A 17,845-nucleotide genomic window follows, 5' to 3' on the forward strand; every position below is an offset into this window, starting at 1 on the left:
ATCGCCAAAGCCTCGGCCAAGGTCCAGCGTCGCCAAACTCGGCTCCGGTTGGGGCTGGACAAACCGGGTCATCCCCCCTCATCTAGGGCAAATTCCAGCCGGGGACTTACCGATGAACATTGCCGAGCTTGGCGACAGGATCTTGAACGGAGAGCGCAGGGCATTGGCCCGTGCGATCACACTGGTCGAAAGCGGGCGTGAAGATCATCGAGCGCAGGCAACCGCGCTGCTGGATCAATTGAGCGGCGCCGGACGCCAGGCTTTGCGGATCGGCCTGTCGGGCACGCCGGGTGTAGGCAAATCGACCTTTATCGAAAGCTTCGGCATGATGCTGACGGGGCTGGGGCTGCGCGTTGCGGTTCTTGCAGTTGACCCCAGCTCGGCCCGTTCGGGGGGCTCGATCCTGGGCGACAAGACCCGCATGGAAAGGCTGAGCCGCGAGAAAAACGCCTTTATCCGCCCGTCCCCCAGCCAGAGCCATCTTGGTGGCGTGGCGCGCCGCACACGCGAAGCGATTGCACTTTGTGAGGCGGCTGGTTTTGACGTCGTGCTGATTGAAACCGTGGGTGTGGGCCAATCGGAAACCGTTGTGGCCGAGATGTCTGACCTGTTCCTGCTGCTGCTGGCCCCGGCGGGCGGCGATGAGTTGCAGGGCGTCAAGCGCGGCATCATGGAGATGGCTGACATGATCCTGATCAACAAGGCCGATGGCGACCTGAAAGCGACTGCCACCCGCACCTGCGCCGATTACGCGGGCGCGCTGCGTCTGCTGCGCAAACGCCCGCAGGACCCCGAAGGGTTTCCCAAGGCCATGACCGTTTCAGCGGTTGAAGAGCATGGGCTGGAACAGGCCTGGGACGAGATGCAGGCCCTGACAACCTGGCGGCGCGAAGCCGGGCATTGGGTATTGAACCGCGCCACACAGGCAAAATACTGGTTCGAGCAAGAGGTACGCCACGCATTGCTTGCGCGTCTCGAAACGCCACAGATGCGCAGTCGGATGAGCGATCTTGGCGCTCAGGTCAGTGCGGGCCACCTCAGCCCATCGGCGGCGGCCGAACAAATCCTCTCCGGGCTGTCCGACGCGTAACACTCTGGCGGTATGATGCGTGCGCGGCTGGTGCGCTGACCGCTAATCGTGTATTAAAGCTACATATATTGTTGTGTTTGAGTGTAAGTCACTGCGTTTGAACCGGGTTGAGAAAGGGCTTGGTCAGCTCGGATCGTGCCCGGATTCTCCGAGGAACGGGACACGTCAGAATGCCCAATATCAATGGTACCAATGGCGACGACGATATCGATGTCACAAATGACAACGGTACTCTGAACGGAAACCCGGCGACGCCTCCGGTGACCGGTATCCGCGGCCGTGGCGGCGATGACGATATCACCATCACCAATAGCACCATTGCCAACAATGTCCTGGGCAATGCAGGCACCGACACGATCATTGTCACCAACAGCACGGTTGGCGGGCGCATCGCTAGCGGTTCGGATGCGGATACGGTTGATATCAGGGGGTCAACCGTCGGCGATATCCGGCTTGGTGCCGGTAATGACACGCTGAATTTCACCAGCACCACGGTGTCGGGTGACATTCGCGGCGGCAGCGGAACCGACACGCTGAACCTCCCTGAGGGCACTGTTATCACGGACGATACTTTCGGGGTGATTACGGTCGAAGACGGGGTTGGTTACTCAGTCTCTAGCGGCACATTTACCCTGCCTTCAGGCATCACCGTCACGTATTCAGCGTTCGAGAACGGGTCGGGTATGCCCTGTTTCACGCGCGATACATTGATCACGACGCAGCAGGGCCAGACCCCCATCCAGTCGCTGTGCACCGGTGACCTGATCCCCACGCTGGGGCAGGGCCTGCACCCGATCCGTTGGATCGGGCGGCGCGAATTTGATCGCTTCCAGCTTGAAGCCAACCCCAGACTCTGGCCTGTGCGTATCCTTGCAGGGGCATTGGGCGAGGGGCTGCCGCATCGCGATCTGCTGGTCTCGCGCCAGCATCGGATGCTGGTGTACTCAAAGATCGCCCAACGCATGTTCGGCACGACCGAGGTTCTGATTCCGGCCATCAAACTCACTGCAATGCCGGATATCTACATTGATGAAAGCGTGGAAAGCGTCGAGTATTACCACCTGCTGTTCGACTGCCATCAGGTGATCTTTGCCGAGGATGCGCCAACCGAAAGCCTCTATACCGGCCCCGAAGCGCTGAAAATGCTGAGCGCCGCGTCGCGTCGCGAGATATTCGAGATTTTTCCCGAACTGACAGACCTTGACTACCGCGCCGACCCGGCCCGCATGATCCCCGGCGGGCGGCTGCAAGCGCAGTTGATCACACGGCATTTGAAGAATAACAAGCCGCTGTTGCGGATGTCCCCGATCTTGACCTCAAATGAATTCAACTCGGGTGCAAAGATTTCGCCGCAGCCGTCTTGACCCTTCGCGCGATTCCCACTAAACGCATCCAACCAGTTTTCGGGCGCGACTTCGGGTTGCGCCCCTTGTGATTTGGCCGCGGGTCTTGTACCCGGCCTCCAGAAACAAAGGAAGAAACCATGTCGCGCCGTTGCGAACTGACCGGAAAAGGCCCGATGACTGGCAACAATGTCAGCCACGCCAAAAACAGAACTCGTCGCCGTTTTCTGCCCAACCTGAACGACGTTACCCTGCAGTCGGAAACTCTGGGTCGTGGCGTCAAGCTGCGCATCTCGGCAGCTGCCCTGCGCTCGGTCGACCACCGCGGTGGTCTGGACGCGTTCCTGGCCAAAGCCAAGGATGACGAGCTGTCGGCGAACGCCCTGAAAGTGAAGAAAGAAATCGCCAAGGCGCAAGCCTCGGCCTAAGCGCTTTCTCACGCAAGAATTCAGCCCTGCACCCTGCGGTGTGGGGCTTTTCTTTTTTGCATTCGCAGCCCCTGTGCGAATGATTGTCTCTGAAATGGTAATAAAACGCCCCGCTTCGTGACGTTGTTCACAGAACGCCTGCTGAATATCGCATATGTTTATGCATATTCATGTTGAGGGGGTTACCATGTCACTCAAAGCAAAGAATTTTCTGTTTTTACTGCCACGATCAATTGCAAAAGCCGTGATCCGCTGCACCCGGATGCAGCGCCGGGTAAACCGACTGCATACGGGGATGAATGCCGAGGCGTTCAGGCCGCCGAAAAGCTGAGCTAGGCCATACTGTCTCAGCCACTGCTTTGCGCTTGAAGCCGGTTCAGTGGGCAGCGTATATACCAAGCTGACATGACAGGCTTTTTCCGCACATTTCTGCCTTATACGCTGTCCCTGATGGTGATCCTCACCGGGCAGGGACTGGCCGTGTCGCGGGGTATGGAGCGCGCGGTCGGGCAGATGGTTTTGTGCACCGGCAGCGGGCCGGTCGTCGTCTATATGGACGAAGACGGCCAACCGACCCGCGCACCGCAATACTGCCCTGACTATGCGCTCAACCTGCTGGGCGCGATCCATGAAGCCTCGGTTGCCGTACCTCCGGCCCCGTCGCGCGCGCTCCCCGCGCCGTCGCTCCTTTCCCAGCATCTGATTGCCGCGCCGTTGCCGCGACACCCAGCTCGTGCCCCGCCGGTTTCTGCCTGATTCCAGTTTCCAAACTCTATCAGACAGTTACCAAGGAGAGGCATAATGACCCTCAAATCCAGCCTGCTTGCAGTCCTGACTACCTTTTCGCTGACCGGTGCGGCGCTGGCTGCCGATACCATCTCGGTCGAAGACCCTTATGCACGGTCTTCGGGCAAAACCGCGAAGGCGGGTGCCGCCTTCATGATGATCCAGAATCAAGGCGATACCGATGACCGCCTGATCGGCGTGACCTCGGATGCGGCTGCCCGAGTGGAACTGCACACTCATAAGGTTGACGAAAACGGTGTCGCCAAGATGGTGCATGTGAAGGAAGGCTTCGCCATTCCGGCGGGCGAAACCCACATGCTGAAACGCGGCGGTGATCACGTCATGTTCATGGGCCTGACAGCGCCCTTCGAACAGGGAGGGAGCGTTCCCGTCACATTGATCTTCGAAAACGCCGGAGAGGTCGCGGTCGAGATCCCGGTCGATCTTGAGCGCCAGGACAAAGGCGGCCATTCGAACTAACGCCTGTCTTCAGGCTGTGGTACAGCCATCATCCATACGTCAGGCCGGGCAATGCCCGGCCTGTTGCGTCATCTGTTGACGGTTTTCATCTCCAATCGATCGCCCGCTTTTTTGAACCGTGCCGCCAGAAAGAACATCACCACCGCCGAGGTCAGCGCGAAGAAGGCAATTGCCCAGCCCAACGCCACCATGCCGCTGCCGGGCCAGAAGATCAGCGCCAGCCCGACGATGAGTGCGAAGATACCTGAATTACGCACCGTTGCGCGCTCGGGGTCTTGTGGATGCATTTGCGGCAGCGCCATGAACGAGCCGATCGCAACGAACAGCGCCATCGCCCCCATGAGGGTGAAGGCAAGCCAGGCCACGCCCTGTGGCCAGATCAGCAACACCAAACCGATCAGCGCGGCACCGATCCCGACGCCTCCGATCAGCCCGCGCCGCCCAAAACCCAGCCAGGTCAGCGCGCCATCCAGAATCAGCAGCGCCCCTACCAATCGCAGCAATAATGAGATGCTGCTGGTCGGCCAGAACAGCGCTGCAATCCCGATCAGACCTGCGAGAATTCCACGCAGCAGAAAGGTCCACCACAGGCTGGCCAGATTGGTACTTAACGTATCGCGCGCGTCGATACTGCTGTCGTCAAGGATTTCTCCGTCTTTGGGCGGTAGATCGGTCATGTCACTCACTCGGGTTTGCGTTTTCTGCACCATAGACGGGAAGACGCGCCGCTGTCTGCCCCTATCGCGTGCTGCCTCGCGCCAACAGCTCATCGACCCAGCGCGGTACTGCCTTCGAGGCTGGCCCCAGCCGGGTTTCATCAAATATTCCGGCTGATGGCTCAAGGTTCAATTCGATCGTCCGCGCGCCCACGGCCCGCGCCTCTTGTACAAACCCTGCCGCCGGATAAACCTGCCCCGAGGTGCCGATCGAGGCGAACAGCGATGCTTCCATCAGATGGTCGTAGATCTCATCCATGAAATATGGCATCTCGCCGAACCATACGACGTCGGGCCGGGCCGAGGGCTGGTGACAGGACGGGCAGGGCTCACCCACATCCATTTCGGGTGGCGAAGCCCAACGATATCCGCACGCCGCACACAAAGCCCCAGCCAAGGTGCCATGCATATGGATCACATGCGCGGCCCCTCCTGCCTCGTGCAGGCTGTCGACATTCTGGGTGACAAGGATCACCTCTCCAGGCCAGCCCTGCTGCAACCGGGCCAGCGCCTGATGCGCCGCGTTGGGCTGCGCCTTGGCGGCCTGTACTCGGCGGGCATTGTAAAATTGATGCACCAGCGACGGATTGCGGGCAAAGCCCTCGGGCGTGGCCACATCCTCGATCCGGTGCTGCGCCCACAGGCCCCCTTCATCGCGGAACGTGCCCAACCCGCTTTCGGCGGAAATCCCGGCCCCGGTCAGAATGACGATCTTTTCCATACCTGCCCCACGCGCTAAACCTCTCTTATGTCACACCGTATCCTTTTCGTCTGCCTGGGCAATATCTGCCGATCCCCCGCCGCCGAGGGCGCTTTTCGCGCCCGCGCCCCGCATCACCAGACCGACAGCGCCGGAACCTCGGGCTGGCATATCGGAGACCCGCCCTACGGCCCAATGCAAAAGGCCGCCCGCGCGCGTGATATCGACCTCAGCGACCTACGCGCGCGCCAGTTCGTGGCCGAAGATTTCAACCACTTCGACCTGATCATCGGAATGGACGCAGAAAACATCGAGGGTATCGAGGCCCTGCGCCCCGACGGCATCACCACCCCGGTCCGCCTGCTGACCGATTTTGCGCCTGATAGCGGCGCGGACCACGTGCCCGATCCCTATTACACCCGGGATTTCGACGGCGCGCTGGACCTGATCGAAGAGGCGGTGCAGGGGCTCGAGGCACATGTGCGGGCCTAGCTTGAATATACCATTCATTTACGACGGCAGATGCGGACGGCATTGTTCCCCATGCGATATATGTCCAATTCTGGACTGATGGGTATGTCGAACTCAATTTGTAACAACTAAATTTGAGCCAAGTGTTTCAAATAGGTTCTACGGCAAAAATGGGGCAAAGCAGGTGGTGGCTGAAGCTTCCTTATGTAGCGCTATCCTCATCCGGGCATGGGCAAATCTCATCCATTGCTTCCAGAACGATCTTAGCAATAACAGTAACTGGAACAACGGTGTCGGCCGTAAATTCAGCGATTTCAGTCGTCAGAGCCATCGCTTCCTCAAGTAGTATAGCTATTGTCTCATTGTTCTCTCGGAACTTATCGTATGCCTCGGTTGCCAACAGTACGCGATCTTCCTGAAGGCTCCGGATAAAGCCGACAGCAGTCCGGGCTTGTTTGCGCCGTCGGCAATAGTCGATTTTGTCACAAAAATCCTCAGGTTCGCCAGGTGGTTTTCTCTTGACTTGTCGAGCAAGCAAGCGACCCGACCAGCCAATAAACCGTGCCTTCTGCTCTTGCCACCAGCTAACAATCGAGTAGCTTCGACCATGCGCGTTAGCTACGCGTCTGAGATCGCTTGAAATTTGTCGATCGAGCGCTTTGGGTGTCAGAAGCAACGCTTGTTCAAGAGTTAGAGCATCTTTGTAACCCGGCGGCTCTGCACCGATGCCATCTATAGTCATCGTCATTCTAAAAAAACTTTCGTAGCAAATTCAAAACATGAAGCGCACACTATGTTGCAAAGGCAATGCTTGGCAACGTACTTTAATGAAAATGGTGACTTGCCGCTAAAAAGAGAGGCGCCAGAGTCCATCTGGTTTCGTTGTAGAAGAAATGCTGCGTTCTTGAGATAAACTTTTGAAAGTCGCAAATTAGAGCGATAGCAAATAATCGTATTCGCTGCCTCTCGCTCTATCCCACCACCTTCAACTGACCACCTAACCACGGCAGTTGCGCAATCGCTGGATCAACGATCTGGCTGCGCATCAGGCGTCGGATCATGTCGGCCACTTCCTGCGGTACCTGATCGGACCAGTCGGTCCGTGTAAACAAGGAAATGGTGCGTGCGAACTCACCGAACGGGGCAGGGTGCGCCTCCATCCCGTCGTGGAAGCGGGCGGCGCGCATATAGCCCAGCGGCGTGGTAATCGCCCAGCCAAGGCCGCGCGCAACCATCGCCATCAGCGCGAGGTGTGAGCCGATTTCGAACCGTTCCTCGAACTCCAGCTGCTGCCGGGCCAGATGGCTTTCGATCTGACGGCTGATCAACTGCTCGCGGGCATAGCGCAGAAAGGGCAGATCCTGCACTGGTTGCGCAACGCCCTTAGGCGCGACCAGAATGAACGGATCCTGCACCAGCGGATATTCGACCACGCCCTCCAGCACCTCGCCAGAATGGGCCGAGACCGCCATGTGCAGGCGCTGCGCCTCCAGCTCGGCAAACAGGTCCAGACTGGGCAGCGTGATCAGCTTGAATTTCGACCGGGTCAGACTGTCGGCCAGCAACGTCGCCAATCGCGGCGTCAGGTCGTTGTCGAAATCGTCGATCAAGCCGATGGACAGGGTGGTCAGATGCCCCAGATCCATCACTGCCAGTTCGCCTTGCGCCATCTGCAACTCGGCCAGCACTGCCTCGGCCCGCGCCAGGAAACTGCGGCCGGCCTGCGTCAGTCGCATCGGTCGCCGCCCGTGATCCACCAGATCGGTGCCCAAAGCCTTTTCCAGATTGCGCAACTGCTGGGAAACCGAGGGCTGGCTGAGCCCCGTGATCTCGGCCGCCTGCGCCACCGATCCGGTCCGCGCCAGCGCCTCGAACACTTCAAGGCCCCGCAGGGTCAGCCCTTTCATCACCATCGCACATACCTTTCGCTGCGCCATTTCTGAGGCGCAGCGGGCATCAGGTCAAGGATTGACAGGGCTCAGTTGCAGATCGCTTGCGCCATCTGGCCAAAGTTCTGATACCGATCCCACAGCGCATCATCGCGCGCGGTCTGCGACATCTTCAACTCCTGCGCCTGATGCGGGTTGGTGAACCACTTGGCGACGGTCTTCTGATCACTACGCGTCAGCGCCTGATCCGCCACGCGCTGAATACACCGGCACCGCGCCCGCGTCGCCGCTTCACGGTCTGATGCCAGACACGCCCGCTTGATCTGCGCCGCGTCCACTGTGTGGGCCACCGACGTCAGCGATGCCGCACAAAATGCGATTAAGAGGAACTGTTTCATACTCGAGCCTCGTTTTTTGCCTGCCCGGACGGGTCTTATGCCCCTCTCGGTCTGCGGCGGAGTATGAATCAAAGTGGATTCGGGATCAATTGGGTGGTTCGAAAAAGTGAATACACGAGTCGGAAACACCCCACTCCGTAGGCCGGGCTTCAGCCCGGCACTAGTCATGACAAAAACGGAAGCCAGTGCTCGATAGCTTCAATTAGGGCTTCGATTTTCTCTGGATACTTGGCGGCATACCCCGCCCCGGTAGCAGGAATACCCCACTTAATTAAAGTATCGACCGAAAGATCGCCCTTGCCTGCGCACCACTTGAGAAAGCTTGCCAATCCGGATTTGAACTTAGCTAGGATTGCCTCAATCCACTCGCGATCAGGGCTTTCCTGCTCCAGCGCTTCCGAAAGTTCTTCTTCGGCTTCCCAGATTAGTGTGACAGCGCCGACCAAGAGTTCATCTTGGATACGGTCCGGAGGGTTGTTTCCTCCTATGCCGTGGCGAGCACTAGTCTGGCTTTTCGAGCCATCTTTGAGACCAGTAAGCGCGGATTCAACTGCGCACCGCGACCGAATACGTTCAATTTCGGATGCAACGGCATCTGGGCCTGCTTTCCAGTTACCTTCTTCGATGTTTGCAATTCGTCGCAGTAACGCGAAGTTTGGAGATGCGCCTTCAAGTATAGCTTCGTAGAATTCGCCCCAATATCTCCATTTCCTGCCAGACTGGTGGAGAGCTTCAACCAAACCAACCACTGAAAAAGGTGCTTGCAAGCCTGCCTCTGCTTGGCAGTCATCATGACGAAACAGAAATGGATCGAAGTCCACTCCGTTGTCCCTACTAACCTTTGTTTTGGAGTCAGCTGAAATTTCCCAAAGCAGCTGCATCATAGGTTCTAGCTCGACAGCGTTGACCAGACATCGTTCGGCTATTTCTCTAGTCAAGTAAGGCGAGGAGCCTTCCGCAAACTGAAGTGCATTTTCCAATACCCACATTGCTGTTGACAGGTTGCTAAGACTCATCTCTTCAAACTGATCAATATGGCATTGGATGGCATCTTCGATCGTCTGGTCATCGAGCGCGTTTCTATCGTTCAGAAGAACCATCGTTGTAACTACTGTGCGAAATGCGATTAGAACGTTTTGTTCTTCGCCTTCAGAAATGCGCCACGCGTCTAGTACCACTCCGTCAAATTTTGGAAAATCTGGGTGAAACGCTGGTAATGCTCGCAATGCAGCACGAAAAATAAGCCCCCCAGCTTCAATCTGGTTTGCTTCCGAGATGATTTCGGCGATGATTTCTACCCGATCTTCAAAATCGAGGTTTGAGGTAGTAATACCTGCTTCGGCCTTCTCATTGTCCATTGACCAACCCACGATTCCTCTACATATCCCCAACCCATGACAGACCTCGCTCATATCCGCAATTTCTCCATCGTCGCCCATATCGACCATGGCAAATCCACCCTTGCTGACCGGCTCATCCAAGAGACCGGCACGGTTAAGGATCGCGACATGAAGGAACAGCTGCTCGACAGCATGGATATCGAGCGCGAGCGTGGCATCACCATCAAAGCCAACACGGTTCGCATCGACTATACCGCCGACAACGGCGAAGCATACGTGCTGAACCTGATCGACACCCCCGGCCATGTGGACTTTGCCTATGAGGTCAGCCGGTCCATGCGCGCGGTCGAAGGCTCTCTGCTGGTTGTGGACTCGACCCAAGGGGTCGAGGCGCAGACGCTTGCCAACGTGTACCAAGCCATCGACGCCGACCACGAAATCGTGCCGGTGCTAAACAAGATCGACCTGCCCGCGTCCGACTGTGACCGCGTGGCCGAACAGATCGAGGATGTGATCGGCATCGACGCGACCGACGCCATTCAAGTCAGCGCCAAGACCGGGCAGGGCATCCACGAAACGCTTGAAGCCATCGTGCAGCAACTGCCCGCGCCGCAGGGCAATCTCGACGCGCCGCTCAAGGCGATGCTGGTGGATTCGTGGTACGACGCCTATCTGGGCGTCATCGTTCTGGTCCGCATCATGGATGGCACGCTGAAAAAGGGGATGCGGGTCAAGTTCATGTCGAACAACACCCTGCACCATGTCGACCGCGTTGGTGTCTTCCGGCCCGAGATGGAGATGGTCGACTCGCTTGGCCCCGGTGAGATCGGCTTCCTCACCGCTTCGATCAAACAGGTCCGCGACACCCGCGTTGGTGACACCATCACCAATGACCGCAACGGCACTGAAGAGGCCCTGACGGGATTCAAACCCGCGCAGCCGGTGGTGTTCTGCGGCCTCTTCCCCGTCGACAGTTCCGAATTCGAAGACCTGCGCGATGCGATCGACAAACTGGCCCTGAACGACGCCAGCTTCAGCTTTGAAATGGAAACCTCGGCGGCATTGGGCTTTGGCTTCCGCTGCGGTTTCCTCGGCCTGCTGCACCTTGAGGTCATCCGCGACCGGATCGAACGCGAATACGATATCGAGCTCATCACGACGGCTCCCTCGGTGATCTATCACGTCTACATGAAAGACGGCGAGATGATCGAGCTGCACAACCCCGCCGACATGCCCGACCCGTCGAAGGTCGACCATATCGAGGAACCGCGCATCAAGGCGACCATTCTGGTGCCCGACGAATACCTCGGCGACGTGCTGAAACTCTGCCAGGACCGCCGCGGCATCCAGCTGGACCTGACCTATGCGGGCAGCCGCGCCATGGTCGTCTATGATCTGCCCCTGAACGAGGTCGTCTTCGACTTCTACGACCGCTTGAAATCGGTGACCAAGGGCTATGCCTCGTTCGACTATCAGATGACCGGCTATACCGAGGACAATCTGGTCAAGATGTCGGTGCTGGTGAATGACGAACCGGTTGACGCGCTGTCAACCATGGTTCACCGCGACCGGGCTGAGATGCGGGGCCGGGCGATGTGCGAAAAGCTCAAGGACCTGATCCCGCGCCACATGTTCAAAATCCCGATCCAGGCCGCCATCGGAGGCAAGGTCATCGCCCGCGAGACCCTCTCGGCCTTGCGCAAGGACGTGACCGCCAAATGCTACGGAGGCGACGCCACGCGGAAACGCAAACTGCTGGACAAGCAGAAGGCGGGTAAGAAGAAGATGCGCCAGTTCGGGAAAGTGGATATCCCGCAGGAGGCGTTTATTTCAGCGTTGAAGATGGACAGCTAAGGCTGTCCTTCCTCTCCGTTGATCGGTTCTATACGGCCTCAGGATCAGCGTCACTCTGACCAAGTTCCGCGAGTTCACTCCAAACCGCTCTTGGGATATCCCAATCCGCCCATTCGAGTGTTTGTCTCACATGCTGTGGCCAAGTCACTCCACACACCGTTGACGCAATTTTTGCGTCCCGCATCGAGAATTGCAGCGCTAAGGCGCCTAAGGGCACGTCATAGCGGGCACAGATTTCCTCAACCGCGCGCACGGGTGCGAGCGTTTCTTCTGTTGCTGGCTGATAGACGTAGAAATGATGGATTGCGCTGCCTCTGGCCAAGATTCCGCCGGCGTAAGGCGCTGCGTTCAATACCGTAACGTCCTTCGAGTTGGCCAGTTCGATCAGCGGCGCCGCATTCATGTTTACAAGCGTGTGCCGGTTGTGAGTCATCACCACGTCGAAACCCCGTTCGCGCAGCATTGGCATCAACACATCCAACTGCCCGCCCGCCAGACCAACTGCAGTTGCCAATCCTTCCTCTTTAATTTTGAATAATTCGTCCAGCGCACCTCCGCTGCGGGTAATCTCAGTTACGTCACCAGCGTATTCCGGGTCGTGCAGATGAAGGATGTCCACGCGATCTACCTCAAGAGCCTTGAGGCTTTGTTCAAAGGACCGCCGCGCTTGGGCGGCGTCGAAAACATTCGTTTCCATGTCACGGTCTACTTTTGTGGACAGAACGCGGCCTTTCGGCCAGCCACCGAGTTCACGGATGACACTCCCGATGCGCTCCTCGCTGCGCCCCAACGCATAGCCTCGGGCGGTGTCGATAAACCCGTCGGGCCGGGCAAGTATGGCGCGTATGGTCTCGTGCGCCCTATTCTCATCAACTTCGTAACCGTAAATCTGTGGAATGTTGCCTATACCGGTTGATCCAAAGCCAATTCGTGGGATTCGCACTCCGGTTTGACCTATTTCGCAAAGTGTTGTCATTGCACCCCTCCCCAGTCGCATATGAATAATTGAATTTTGAACAGGTCGACCCATCACTGCAAGTTCGGGGGCAAAAAAACACAAGAAGAAAAGCGAGAATGGAACCTGAAACTGTGACCCACCTCACAGCCCTAAATCAGCCCATCTGCTACAGTTGACCTAATGGCAACCTTTGCAGGAGGCCCTTATGTCTACATCGCTTGTTCCCCTTATCGCTTTTGGATCAGCAGGCCTTTATTCCGTTGCCATGATCGCGATGAAGTTCTGGTGGAAACTCCCCGGCGTGGGTCTTGGTCTACTGATCGTCGCGACCCTGCTGGCCGGGGCCACGCTCGAACTCGCCGCGCTGCGCGAGGAACGGCTGGGCATCATCTATACCGGCATTCTTGGGGCCGAGGTTGTTCTGATCGCCATCGCCTCATTCTTTCTGTTCGGCGAGAACTTCTCGTATCGCGAGGCGGCAGGTATCGGTCTGGTCATCCTCGGCACTGCGCTGGCCTGGGCCTGACGCAAACATTACCGGTTCATGAAGTTTCCCTTAGGTAAGTTGTAACCGGCGCACCTCCGCCCAATCTGTATGCCACAGCAAGGATGTTCGCTTTTGAACTCCAAAGGGTCGCTTTCAGGAGGAGATCCCCATGACCAGATACATGACTGCCGGAGCCGCCGCTCTGGCCACGTCCCTCGCCCTCGGAACCGCAGCACTGGCCGATACCACACCGGATCTGCGCGGCACGTGGGTCGGGTCTTACACGACCGTGCAGCCCAGCCATTATTACAAGGGCGATCAGCCCCGCTTTAATCAGGCCGAATGGATGCTCGACGTCCAGATGCAGGAAGACAATGTTTTCTGGGGGCCCAGCAAGTGGCGTCGGGATGGCGACACTGAATGGAATGAATACGAGGCCACCGGAACCATCAGCCTCGATGGGTCTGGCTCGATCGGCATCGTTGAAACTTCCCCGCTGGTGATTGGCGCCAATGCGTTGATCGATGCGCGGTACGAGGACGGCAAGATCTTTGCCGATTTCCGTAGCCTGCGGAACGGAACGACCTACAGCACAGTTCTGGAACGTCAGGTGAACTGAAGCGTTTCCGGCCCGATCGGATGTTAAAGGGGGTTAATGCCGCTGAGATTTGTGACTGCGGCAGGAGTAGTAGGTACCCCGTTCAGGTCGGAGCGCTTCTCATAAACAACAGTCTCCACAGGGAGGCGACGGGCCGGGCGGCGATCTCGCCGCCCGCGACAGGGTCCAGACCCCCGCGTTTGAGAATGCGGCGTTCCTCGGCACGGGTCATCTGGATCTCGCGGACCTTCAGCGCGGCGTCGCGCGCGGTGAGGTAAGAACCGTCCGGCCCAGGTTCCATCCCCGGAATACCACGCCCCTTCGACCACCACCCGCGCAGCCCGTTGAGCGGGTGTTTACGTCCGATGGTGTCATCATCCAGTAACTCCCAAATCCGCTGCGCCTCGTTCATCGACACCAGTGCGGCGATCGGTTTGCCATAACGGGTCAGCACGATCACTTGCCGGGGGTCTTGCGACAAGGTGGCCAGTTCGCCCAAACGGGCGCGAGCTTGAGAAATGGTCAGGCGCATAGACGAATCTCCGGTTGTACGATTCGAAAGATTGGGGGCTTGAGTGTTGTACAACTCGGACAATACCCCCCTAATTCAGCGCACGGGACCTTCGCAGGTGCAGAAACCAAGCGAATTCTGGCCCGAGATCCATATTTGACTTTTTCCATCCCCAAGCCTGCGCGATGACGCGAATTCTCGGGTTATCCACATGGCTCTCCCGGCGGATATCAACAGCTTATCCCCGTCTAATTTTTATGCTGCAGTGCTATTTTCTTGCCGGATCATGACGCTGATGTAACAGTCTGGTTACTGCTTCTGATCTTCGGAACAGGGGCGGGACGCAAGGGCCAAGGGGGCCACGGCAGCTAAGGCGGATTTTAGGATTTGTTTTTAGTTGCAATGGCTTACCGGTGGTGGAGCAGGTGGTCTGGGCTTCGGTTCGGGTTAGATGCTCAGCCTCTCAGAAGGTCCGTGCGGACTGCGACGCGACATAGCGCGTGTGGCAGTGGCCAAAGTCCCTTCGGGGGCCGAGGCAACTGGACCGAGAAGCCCCTCGGGCGGAACGGACCGGCAAGGCGTCAGGAGTGTCCGCAAGGATGCATGCAAAGACCGCGTCTGAGCACCTGACGCCTTTTCCTTTTTGAGAACCCAAGGTTCATACAGGCTATCACGCACCACCCTCCGGACCAGAACGGGGTTCTTTCGCTTGCGCAAAAGAACCCCGTCAAAGTGTCAGAAATGCAATGCCGCGTCTATGCACCTGTACCGGCACACTACTCGGGTTGAGTCGGTGTGGCAACTACATATTGCGGGTAAGCGTTGCCTGAACGCAACATCCCGTCACGATCAGATGTTTTCCTGCACGTCCTCGGCCGCGTTCTGGATGGCATCTCCGGCGTTTTCGATATCTTTGCCAGCGCCCTTTGCGGTTTCGCATGCGGTCAAGGTGAACAGGGCCAGGCCAATCAGAATTGCGCGGATCATCGGTTGCTCCATAAGTGCTTGTTTCGAATTGACTAGCAGCTTTCCCAGGCCATAGCTACAGGTTTTGCATGGCCGATTTCGAAGGGCTAAATACTAGGCTCAGGTCGCATCCTGAGCGCAAAACAGTTCGTACACCACTTCCAGTATTCGGGCTGGTCGATCATCTGCCAGCCGGTAATATATCGCCTTGCCTTCGCGACGAGGAACAACCAGCCCCTCAAGTCTGAGCCGCGACAGTTGCTGAGAAACGGCGGCTTGGCGGGCCGATAGCAATTGTTCCAGTTCAGTAACGGATTTCTCGCCCGAGACGAGGTGACACAGGATCATCAAACGCCCTTCGTGGCTTATGGCTTTCAGAAAGTTCGATGCGCGCGTCGCGTTTTCAACCATCCGGTCAAGGTCGCCGGGTGACATATCCTCGGTCATTTGCGGAAAAGCCATGATCGTATTCCCTCGTTAGTGCCGCCGAATCCCGTCGCCTGACCGGCGCCGCATCCGCAGCGAGAACTCTTGGTACAATTTCCAGGCATGTATTTCCATATGCATGGATCAAAATAGCGTGATGTAACCAGCACGTTTCCGCGCAATCCGTCAACCGACCTGTAGCGGCGTGTGCATTCGGGTCGTGCAGGTAGACGGAATTCGTGGGAACGTTCGGCCCCCCTTGCAGCCCCCCTGTGGCGGCACTAAGACTCGGGTAACTACTCTTCGGGTAATGTCCCGATCCATCGCAAAACAGGCAGGTTCCGAATGTTCGATCCAGTTGATACATATATGAACACACTCGTCCCCATGGTCGTCGAGCAGACCAGCCGGGGCGAGCGCGCATACGACATCTTCTCGCGCCTTCTGAAAGAGCGGATCATTTTCATCAACGGCCCCATCCATGACGGTATGAGCCATTTGGTGGTCGCTCAGCTGCTGCACCTTGAGGCGGAAAATCCGAACAAGGAAATCTCGATCTACATCAACTCTCCCGGTGGCGTGGTCACCAGTGGTTTGTCGATTTACGACACAATGCAGTATATCAAGCCGAAATGTTCCACATTGGTGATCGGTCAGGCGGCGTCGATGGGTTCGGTTCTGCTGGCCGGGGGCGAGAAGGGAATGCGCTTTTCGCTGCCCAACAGCCGGATCATGGTGCACCAGCCCAGCGGTGGATATCAGGGTCAGGCAAGCGACATTATGATTCACGCAGCCGAGACGCAAAAGCTGAAAGATCGCCTGTATGACATCTATGTGCGCCATACCGGGCAGACCAAAAAGGCGGTTGAAAAGGCGCTGGATCGTGACAATTTCATGAGCCCGGAAGAGGCCAAGGATTGGGGCCATATCGACGAGATCGTCGAGAACCGCGCCAAGATGGATGGTGACGAGGCCTAGGTTCAAATCCGAGCGCGTCCGGCGTGAGGGATGATTTTGAGATTGTAGCTGCCAGAACGCTGGCCTAAGCTGCAGGCATATACGGCAAGCGCGGCCCTTGAGAGGGGCCGCTGAGACGGAGCCCGAGGGGTAAAGCATGGCGACGAATTCAGGCGGTGACGGCAAGAACACGCTCTATTGCAGCTTTTGCGGCAAAAGCCAGCATGAGGTGCGTAAGCTGATCGCAGGCCCGACCGTGTTCATCTGCGATGAGTGTGTCGAGCTGTGCATGGATATCATTCGCGAGGAAACCAAGGCCAGCGGTCTGAAATCCTCGGACGGTGTGCCAACACCCAAGGATATCTGCGAAGTGCTGGATGACTATGTGATCGGTCAGGCCACCGCCAAGCGGGTGCTGTCGGTTGCGGTACATAACCACTATAAGCGTCTCAATCATGCCCAGAAAGCGGGCAGCGATATAGAACTGGCAAAATCCAACATCTTGCTGATTGGCCCCACCGGCTGCGGCAAAACCCTGCTGGCGCAAACGCTGGCGCGGATTCTTGACGTGCCGTTTACGATGGCGGACGCGACCACGCTTACCGAAGCCGGTTATGTGGGTGAAGATGTTGAAAACATCATCCTCAAACTGCTGCAGGCCAGCGAGTACAATGTCGAACGCGCACAGCGCGGCATCGTCTATATTGACGAGGTCGATAAGATCACCCGCAAGTCTGAAAACCCTTCGATCACCCGCGATGTATCGGGCGAGGGCGTTCAGCAGGCCCTGCTGAAACTGATGGAAGGCACCGTGGCCAGCGTTCCGCCGCAGGGTGGGCGCAAACATCCGCAGCAGGAATTCCTGCAGGTGGATACCACGAACATCCTGTTCATCTGTGGCGGTGCATTCGCCGGACTAGACAAGATCATTGCACAGCGTGGCAAAGGCTCGGCCATGGGCTTTGGTGCCGACGTGCGTGACAATGACGAGCGCGGCGTGGGCGAGATCTTCAAGGATCTGGAACCCGAAGACCTGCTGAAATTTGGCCTGATCCCCGAATTCGTCGGCCGACTGCCGGTTCTGGCGACGCTGGAAGATCTGGACGAAGACGCTTTGGTCACCATCCTGACCAGCCCGAAGAACGCTCTGGTCAAGCAATACCAGCGGTTGTTTGAGTTGGAAGATGCGGAACTGGCCTTTACCGATGATGCGCTGAAGGCGATCGCCAAGAAAGCGATCGAGCGTAAAACCGGTGCACGTGGTCTGCGTTCTATCCTGGAAGACATCCTGCTGGATACAATGTTCGAACTGCCGGGCATGAAGAACGTGACCGAAGTTGTGGTCAACGAAGAGGCTGTGACGTCGGATTCTCAGCCTTTGATCATCTACGCAGACGCGGCGGAATCGGCTTCGGCGGGTTGAACCGCATAGATTGATGCACACACG

Annotated in this window: 21 protein-coding genes; 11 read left to right on the top strand and 10 right to left on the bottom strand. The window is 57.6% G+C overall.

Features of this window, described 5'->3' with window-relative positions; all coding sequences use genetic code 11:
* Positions 1-112: 112 nt before the first annotated feature.
* The 5 genes from meaB to ACR0A1_RS01140 all read left to right on the top strand — a co-directional run bounded on the left by meaB (position 113) and on the right by ACR0A1_RS01140 (position 4,127).
* Positions 113-1,090, top strand: a complete 978-nt coding sequence (gene meaB, locus ACR0A1_RS01120; protein WP_170511476.1) for a methylmalonyl Co-A mutase-associated GTPase MeaB — start codon at positions 113-115, stop codon at positions 1,088-1,090.
* A 170-nt stretch (positions 1,091-1,260) separates the two neighbouring features.
* Positions 1,261-2,454 carry a Hint domain-containing protein gene (locus tag ACR0A1_RS01125; protein ID WP_480865906.1) on the top strand — a complete coding sequence of 398 codons (1,194 nt, stop codon included), beginning with the start codon at positions 1,261-1,263 and terminating at the stop codon, positions 2,452-2,454.
* 119 nt (positions 2,455-2,573) lie between these two features.
* Complete coding sequence (gene rpmB / locus ACR0A1_RS01130) at positions 2,574-2,861, top strand: 50S ribosomal protein L28 (RefSeq protein ID WP_008756960.1); 288 nt, start codon at positions 2,574-2,576, stop codon at positions 2,859-2,861.
* A 405-nt stretch (positions 2,862-3,266) separates the two neighbouring features.
* Complete coding sequence (locus tag ACR0A1_RS01135) at positions 3,267-3,617, top strand: glycosyltransferase family protein (protein ID WP_170397210.1); 351 nt, start codon at positions 3,267-3,269, stop codon at positions 3,615-3,617.
* A 45-nt stretch (positions 3,618-3,662) separates the two neighbouring features.
* A complete protein-coding gene (locus tag ACR0A1_RS01140; protein ID WP_170397208.1) occupies positions 3,663-4,127 on the top strand; it encodes a copper chaperone PCu(A)C in 465 nt (154 codons plus the stop codon).
* A 68-nt stretch (positions 4,128-4,195) separates the two neighbouring features.
* On the opposite strand, the gene ACR0A1_RS01145 is transcribed toward ACR0A1_RS01140, so the two are convergent.
* Together ACR0A1_RS01145 and ACR0A1_RS01150 are read right to left on the bottom strand one after the other, a co-directional pair.
* On the bottom strand, positions 4,196-4,804 hold the full coding sequence (locus ACR0A1_RS01145) for an HdeD family acid-resistance protein (RefSeq protein WP_480865908.1): 609 nt from the start codon (positions 4,802-4,804) through the stop codon (positions 4,196-4,198).
* 61 nt (positions 4,805-4,865) lie between these two features.
* Complete coding sequence (locus tag ACR0A1_RS01150; protein ID WP_480865910.1) at positions 4,866-5,564, bottom strand: NAD-dependent deacylase; 699 nt, start codon at positions 5,562-5,564, stop codon at positions 4,866-4,868.
* A 27-nt stretch (positions 5,565-5,591) separates the two neighbouring features.
* On the opposite strand from ACR0A1_RS01150, the gene ACR0A1_RS01155 reads away from it, so the two are divergent.
* Positions 5,592-6,035, top strand: a complete 444-nt coding sequence (locus ACR0A1_RS01155; RefSeq protein WP_480754406.1) for a low molecular weight protein-tyrosine-phosphatase — start codon at positions 5,592-5,594, stop codon at positions 6,033-6,035.
* A 181-nt stretch (positions 6,036-6,216) separates the two neighbouring features.
* Here the strand turns inward: ACR0A1_RS01155 and ACR0A1_RS01160 are convergent, their stop codons facing one another.
* The 4 genes from ACR0A1_RS01160 to ACR0A1_RS01175 all read right to left on the bottom strand — a co-directional run bounded on the left by ACR0A1_RS01160 (position 6,217) and on the right by ACR0A1_RS01175 (position 9,659).
* Complete coding sequence (locus tag ACR0A1_RS01160) at positions 6,217-6,762, bottom strand: hypothetical protein (RefSeq protein WP_480754404.1); 546 nt, start codon at positions 6,760-6,762, stop codon at positions 6,217-6,219.
* Positions 6,763-6,985: 223 nt separating this feature from the next.
* Positions 6,986-7,927, bottom strand: coding sequence for a LysR family transcriptional regulator (locus tag ACR0A1_RS01165; RefSeq protein WP_170397757.1), 942 nt, complete (start codon positions 7,925-7,927; stop codon positions 6,986-6,988).
* A 65-nt stretch (positions 7,928-7,992) separates the two neighbouring features.
* Positions 7,993-8,301 carry a hypothetical protein gene (locus ACR0A1_RS01170; RefSeq protein WP_170404173.1) on the bottom strand — a complete coding sequence of 103 codons (309 nt, stop codon included), beginning with the start codon at positions 8,299-8,301 and terminating at the stop codon, positions 7,993-7,995.
* Between the two features lie 164 nt (positions 8,302-8,465).
* Entirely contained in the window at positions 8,466-9,659 is a 1,194-nt protein-coding gene (locus ACR0A1_RS01175) for a hypothetical protein (protein WP_480865913.1), read from the bottom strand.
* A gap of 36 nt (positions 9,660-9,695) precedes the next feature.
* On the opposite strand from ACR0A1_RS01175, the gene lepA reads away from it, so the two are divergent.
* Positions 9,696-11,495, top strand: a complete 1,800-nt coding sequence (gene lepA, locus ACR0A1_RS01180; protein WP_170466104.1) for a translation elongation factor 4 — start codon at positions 9,696-9,698, stop codon at positions 11,493-11,495.
* 28 nt (positions 11,496-11,523) lie between these two features.
* Here the strand turns inward: lepA and ACR0A1_RS01185 are convergent, their stop codons facing one another.
* Complete coding sequence (locus ACR0A1_RS01185; RefSeq protein ID WP_480865915.1) at positions 11,524-12,471, bottom strand: aldo/keto reductase; 948 nt, start codon at positions 12,469-12,471, stop codon at positions 11,524-11,526.
* A gap of 187 nt (positions 12,472-12,658) precedes the next feature.
* Between ACR0A1_RS01185 and ACR0A1_RS01190 the strand changes: the two genes are divergently transcribed.
* Together ACR0A1_RS01190 and ACR0A1_RS01195 are read left to right on the top strand one after the other, a co-directional pair.
* Positions 12,659-12,979 carry a hypothetical protein gene (locus ACR0A1_RS01190; protein ID WP_170397195.1) on the top strand — a complete coding sequence of 107 codons (321 nt, stop codon included), beginning with the start codon at positions 12,659-12,661 and terminating at the stop codon, positions 12,977-12,979.
* 130 nt (positions 12,980-13,109) lie between these two features.
* Positions 13,110-13,559 (top strand): hypothetical protein, encoded by a 450-nt coding sequence (locus ACR0A1_RS01195; RefSeq protein WP_170466098.1) that lies wholly within the window; start codon positions 13,110-13,112, stop codon positions 13,557-13,559.
* Positions 13,560-13,641: 82 nt separating this feature from the next.
* Here ACR0A1_RS01195 and ACR0A1_RS01200 read toward each other — a convergent pair whose 3' ends face one another.
* The 3 genes from ACR0A1_RS01200 to ACR0A1_RS01210 form a co-directional block, all read right to left on the bottom strand.
* A complete protein-coding gene (locus ACR0A1_RS01200; protein ID WP_480592184.1) occupies positions 13,642-14,070 on the bottom strand; it encodes a hypothetical protein in 429 nt (142 codons plus the stop codon).
* Positions 14,071-14,898: 828 nt separating this feature from the next.
* Positions 14,899-15,036 carry an entericidin A/B family lipoprotein gene (locus ACR0A1_RS01205; RefSeq protein WP_010443271.1) on the bottom strand — a complete coding sequence of 46 codons (138 nt, stop codon included), beginning with the start codon at positions 15,034-15,036 and terminating at the stop codon, positions 14,899-14,901.
* A 99-nt stretch (positions 15,037-15,135) separates the two neighbouring features.
* Complete coding sequence (locus ACR0A1_RS01210) at positions 15,136-15,477, bottom strand: ArsR/SmtB family transcription factor (RefSeq protein WP_170397190.1); 342 nt, start codon at positions 15,475-15,477, stop codon at positions 15,136-15,138.
* A gap of 309 nt (positions 15,478-15,786) precedes the next feature.
* On the opposite strand from ACR0A1_RS01210, the gene ACR0A1_RS01215 reads away from it, so the two are divergent.
* Positions 15,787-16,419: an ATP-dependent Clp protease proteolytic subunit gene (locus ACR0A1_RS01215; protein WP_039970058.1), complete on the top strand. Its 633-nt coding sequence runs from the start codon at positions 15,787-15,789 to the stop codon at positions 16,417-16,419.
* A 136-nt stretch (positions 16,420-16,555) separates the two neighbouring features.
* Positions 16,556-17,821, top strand: coding sequence for an ATP-dependent Clp protease ATP-binding subunit ClpX (clpX, locus tag ACR0A1_RS01220; protein ID WP_170397188.1), 1,266 nt, complete (start codon positions 16,556-16,558; stop codon positions 17,819-17,821).
* Positions 17,822-17,845 lie beyond the last annotated feature (24 nt).

It is taken from the genome of Ruegeria sp. D6, from assembly GCF_056534365.1.

What these genes read in the sequence shown, in the direction of transcription:
- meaB (WP_170511476.1), top strand. Translation starts at nt 113, where the DNA reads ATGAACATTGCCGAGCTTGGCGACAGGATCTTGAACGGAGAGCGCAGG.
- ACR0A1_RS01125 (WP_480865906.1), top strand. Translation starts at nt 1,261, where the DNA reads ATGCCCAATATCAATGGTACCAATGGCGACGACGATATCGATGTCACA.
- rpmB (WP_008756960.1), top strand. Translation starts at nt 2,574, where the DNA reads ATGTCGCGCCGTTGCGAACTGACCGGAAAAGGCCCGATGACTGGCAAC.
- ACR0A1_RS01135 (WP_170397210.1), top strand. Translation starts at nt 3,267, where the DNA reads ATGACAGGCTTTTTCCGCACATTTCTGCCTTATACGCTGTCCCTGATG.
- ACR0A1_RS01140 (WP_170397208.1), top strand. Translation starts at nt 3,663, where the DNA reads ATGACCCTCAAATCCAGCCTGCTTGCAGTCCTGACTACCTTTTCGCTG.
- ACR0A1_RS01145 (WP_480865908.1), bottom strand. Translation starts at nt 4,804, where the DNA reads ATGACCGATCTACCGCCCAAAGACGGAGAAATCCTTGACGACAGCAGT.
- ACR0A1_RS01150 (WP_480865910.1), bottom strand. Translation starts at nt 5,564, where the DNA reads ATGGAAAAGATCGTCATTCTGACCGGGGCCGGGATTTCCGCCGAAAGC.
- ACR0A1_RS01155 (WP_480754406.1), top strand. Translation starts at nt 5,592, where the DNA reads ATGTCACACCGTATCCTTTTCGTCTGCCTGGGCAATATCTGCCGATCC.
- ACR0A1_RS01160 (WP_480754404.1), bottom strand. Translation starts at nt 6,762, where the DNA reads ATGACGATGACTATAGATGGCATCGGTGCAGAGCCGCCGGGTTACAAA.
- ACR0A1_RS01165 (WP_170397757.1), bottom strand. Translation starts at nt 7,927, where the DNA reads ATGGTGATGAAAGGGCTGACCCTGCGGGGCCTTGAAGTGTTCGAGGCG.
- ACR0A1_RS01170 (WP_170404173.1), bottom strand. Translation starts at nt 8,301, where the DNA reads ATGAAACAGTTCCTCTTAATCGCATTTTGTGCGGCATCGCTGACGTCG.
- ACR0A1_RS01175 (WP_480865913.1), bottom strand. Translation starts at nt 9,659, where the DNA reads ATGGACAATGAGAAGGCCGAAGCAGGTATTACTACCTCAAACCTCGAT.
- lepA (WP_170466104.1), top strand. Translation starts at nt 9,696, where the DNA reads ATGACAGACCTCGCTCATATCCGCAATTTCTCCATCGTCGCCCATATC.
- ACR0A1_RS01185 (WP_480865915.1), bottom strand. Translation starts at nt 12,471, where the DNA reads ATGACAACACTTTGCGAAATAGGTCAAACCGGAGTGCGAATCCCACGA.
- ACR0A1_RS01190 (WP_170397195.1), top strand. Translation starts at nt 12,659, where the DNA reads ATGTCTACATCGCTTGTTCCCCTTATCGCTTTTGGATCAGCAGGCCTT.
- ACR0A1_RS01195 (WP_170466098.1), top strand. Translation starts at nt 13,110, where the DNA reads ATGACCAGATACATGACTGCCGGAGCCGCCGCTCTGGCCACGTCCCTC.
- ACR0A1_RS01200 (WP_480592184.1), bottom strand. Translation starts at nt 14,070, where the DNA reads ATGCGCCTGACCATTTCTCAAGCTCGCGCCCGTTTGGGCGAACTGGCC.
- ACR0A1_RS01205 (WP_010443271.1), bottom strand. Translation starts at nt 15,036, where the DNA reads ATGATCCGCGCAATTCTGATTGGCCTGGCCCTGTTCACCTTGACCGCA.
- ACR0A1_RS01210 (WP_170397190.1), bottom strand. Translation starts at nt 15,477, where the DNA reads ATGGCTTTTCCGCAAATGACCGAGGATATGTCACCCGGCGACCTTGAC.
- ACR0A1_RS01215 (WP_039970058.1), top strand. Translation starts at nt 15,787, where the DNA reads ATGTTCGATCCAGTTGATACATATATGAACACACTCGTCCCCATGGTC.
- clpX (WP_170397188.1), top strand. Translation starts at nt 16,556, where the DNA reads ATGGCGACGAATTCAGGCGGTGACGGCAAGAACACGCTCTATTGCAGC.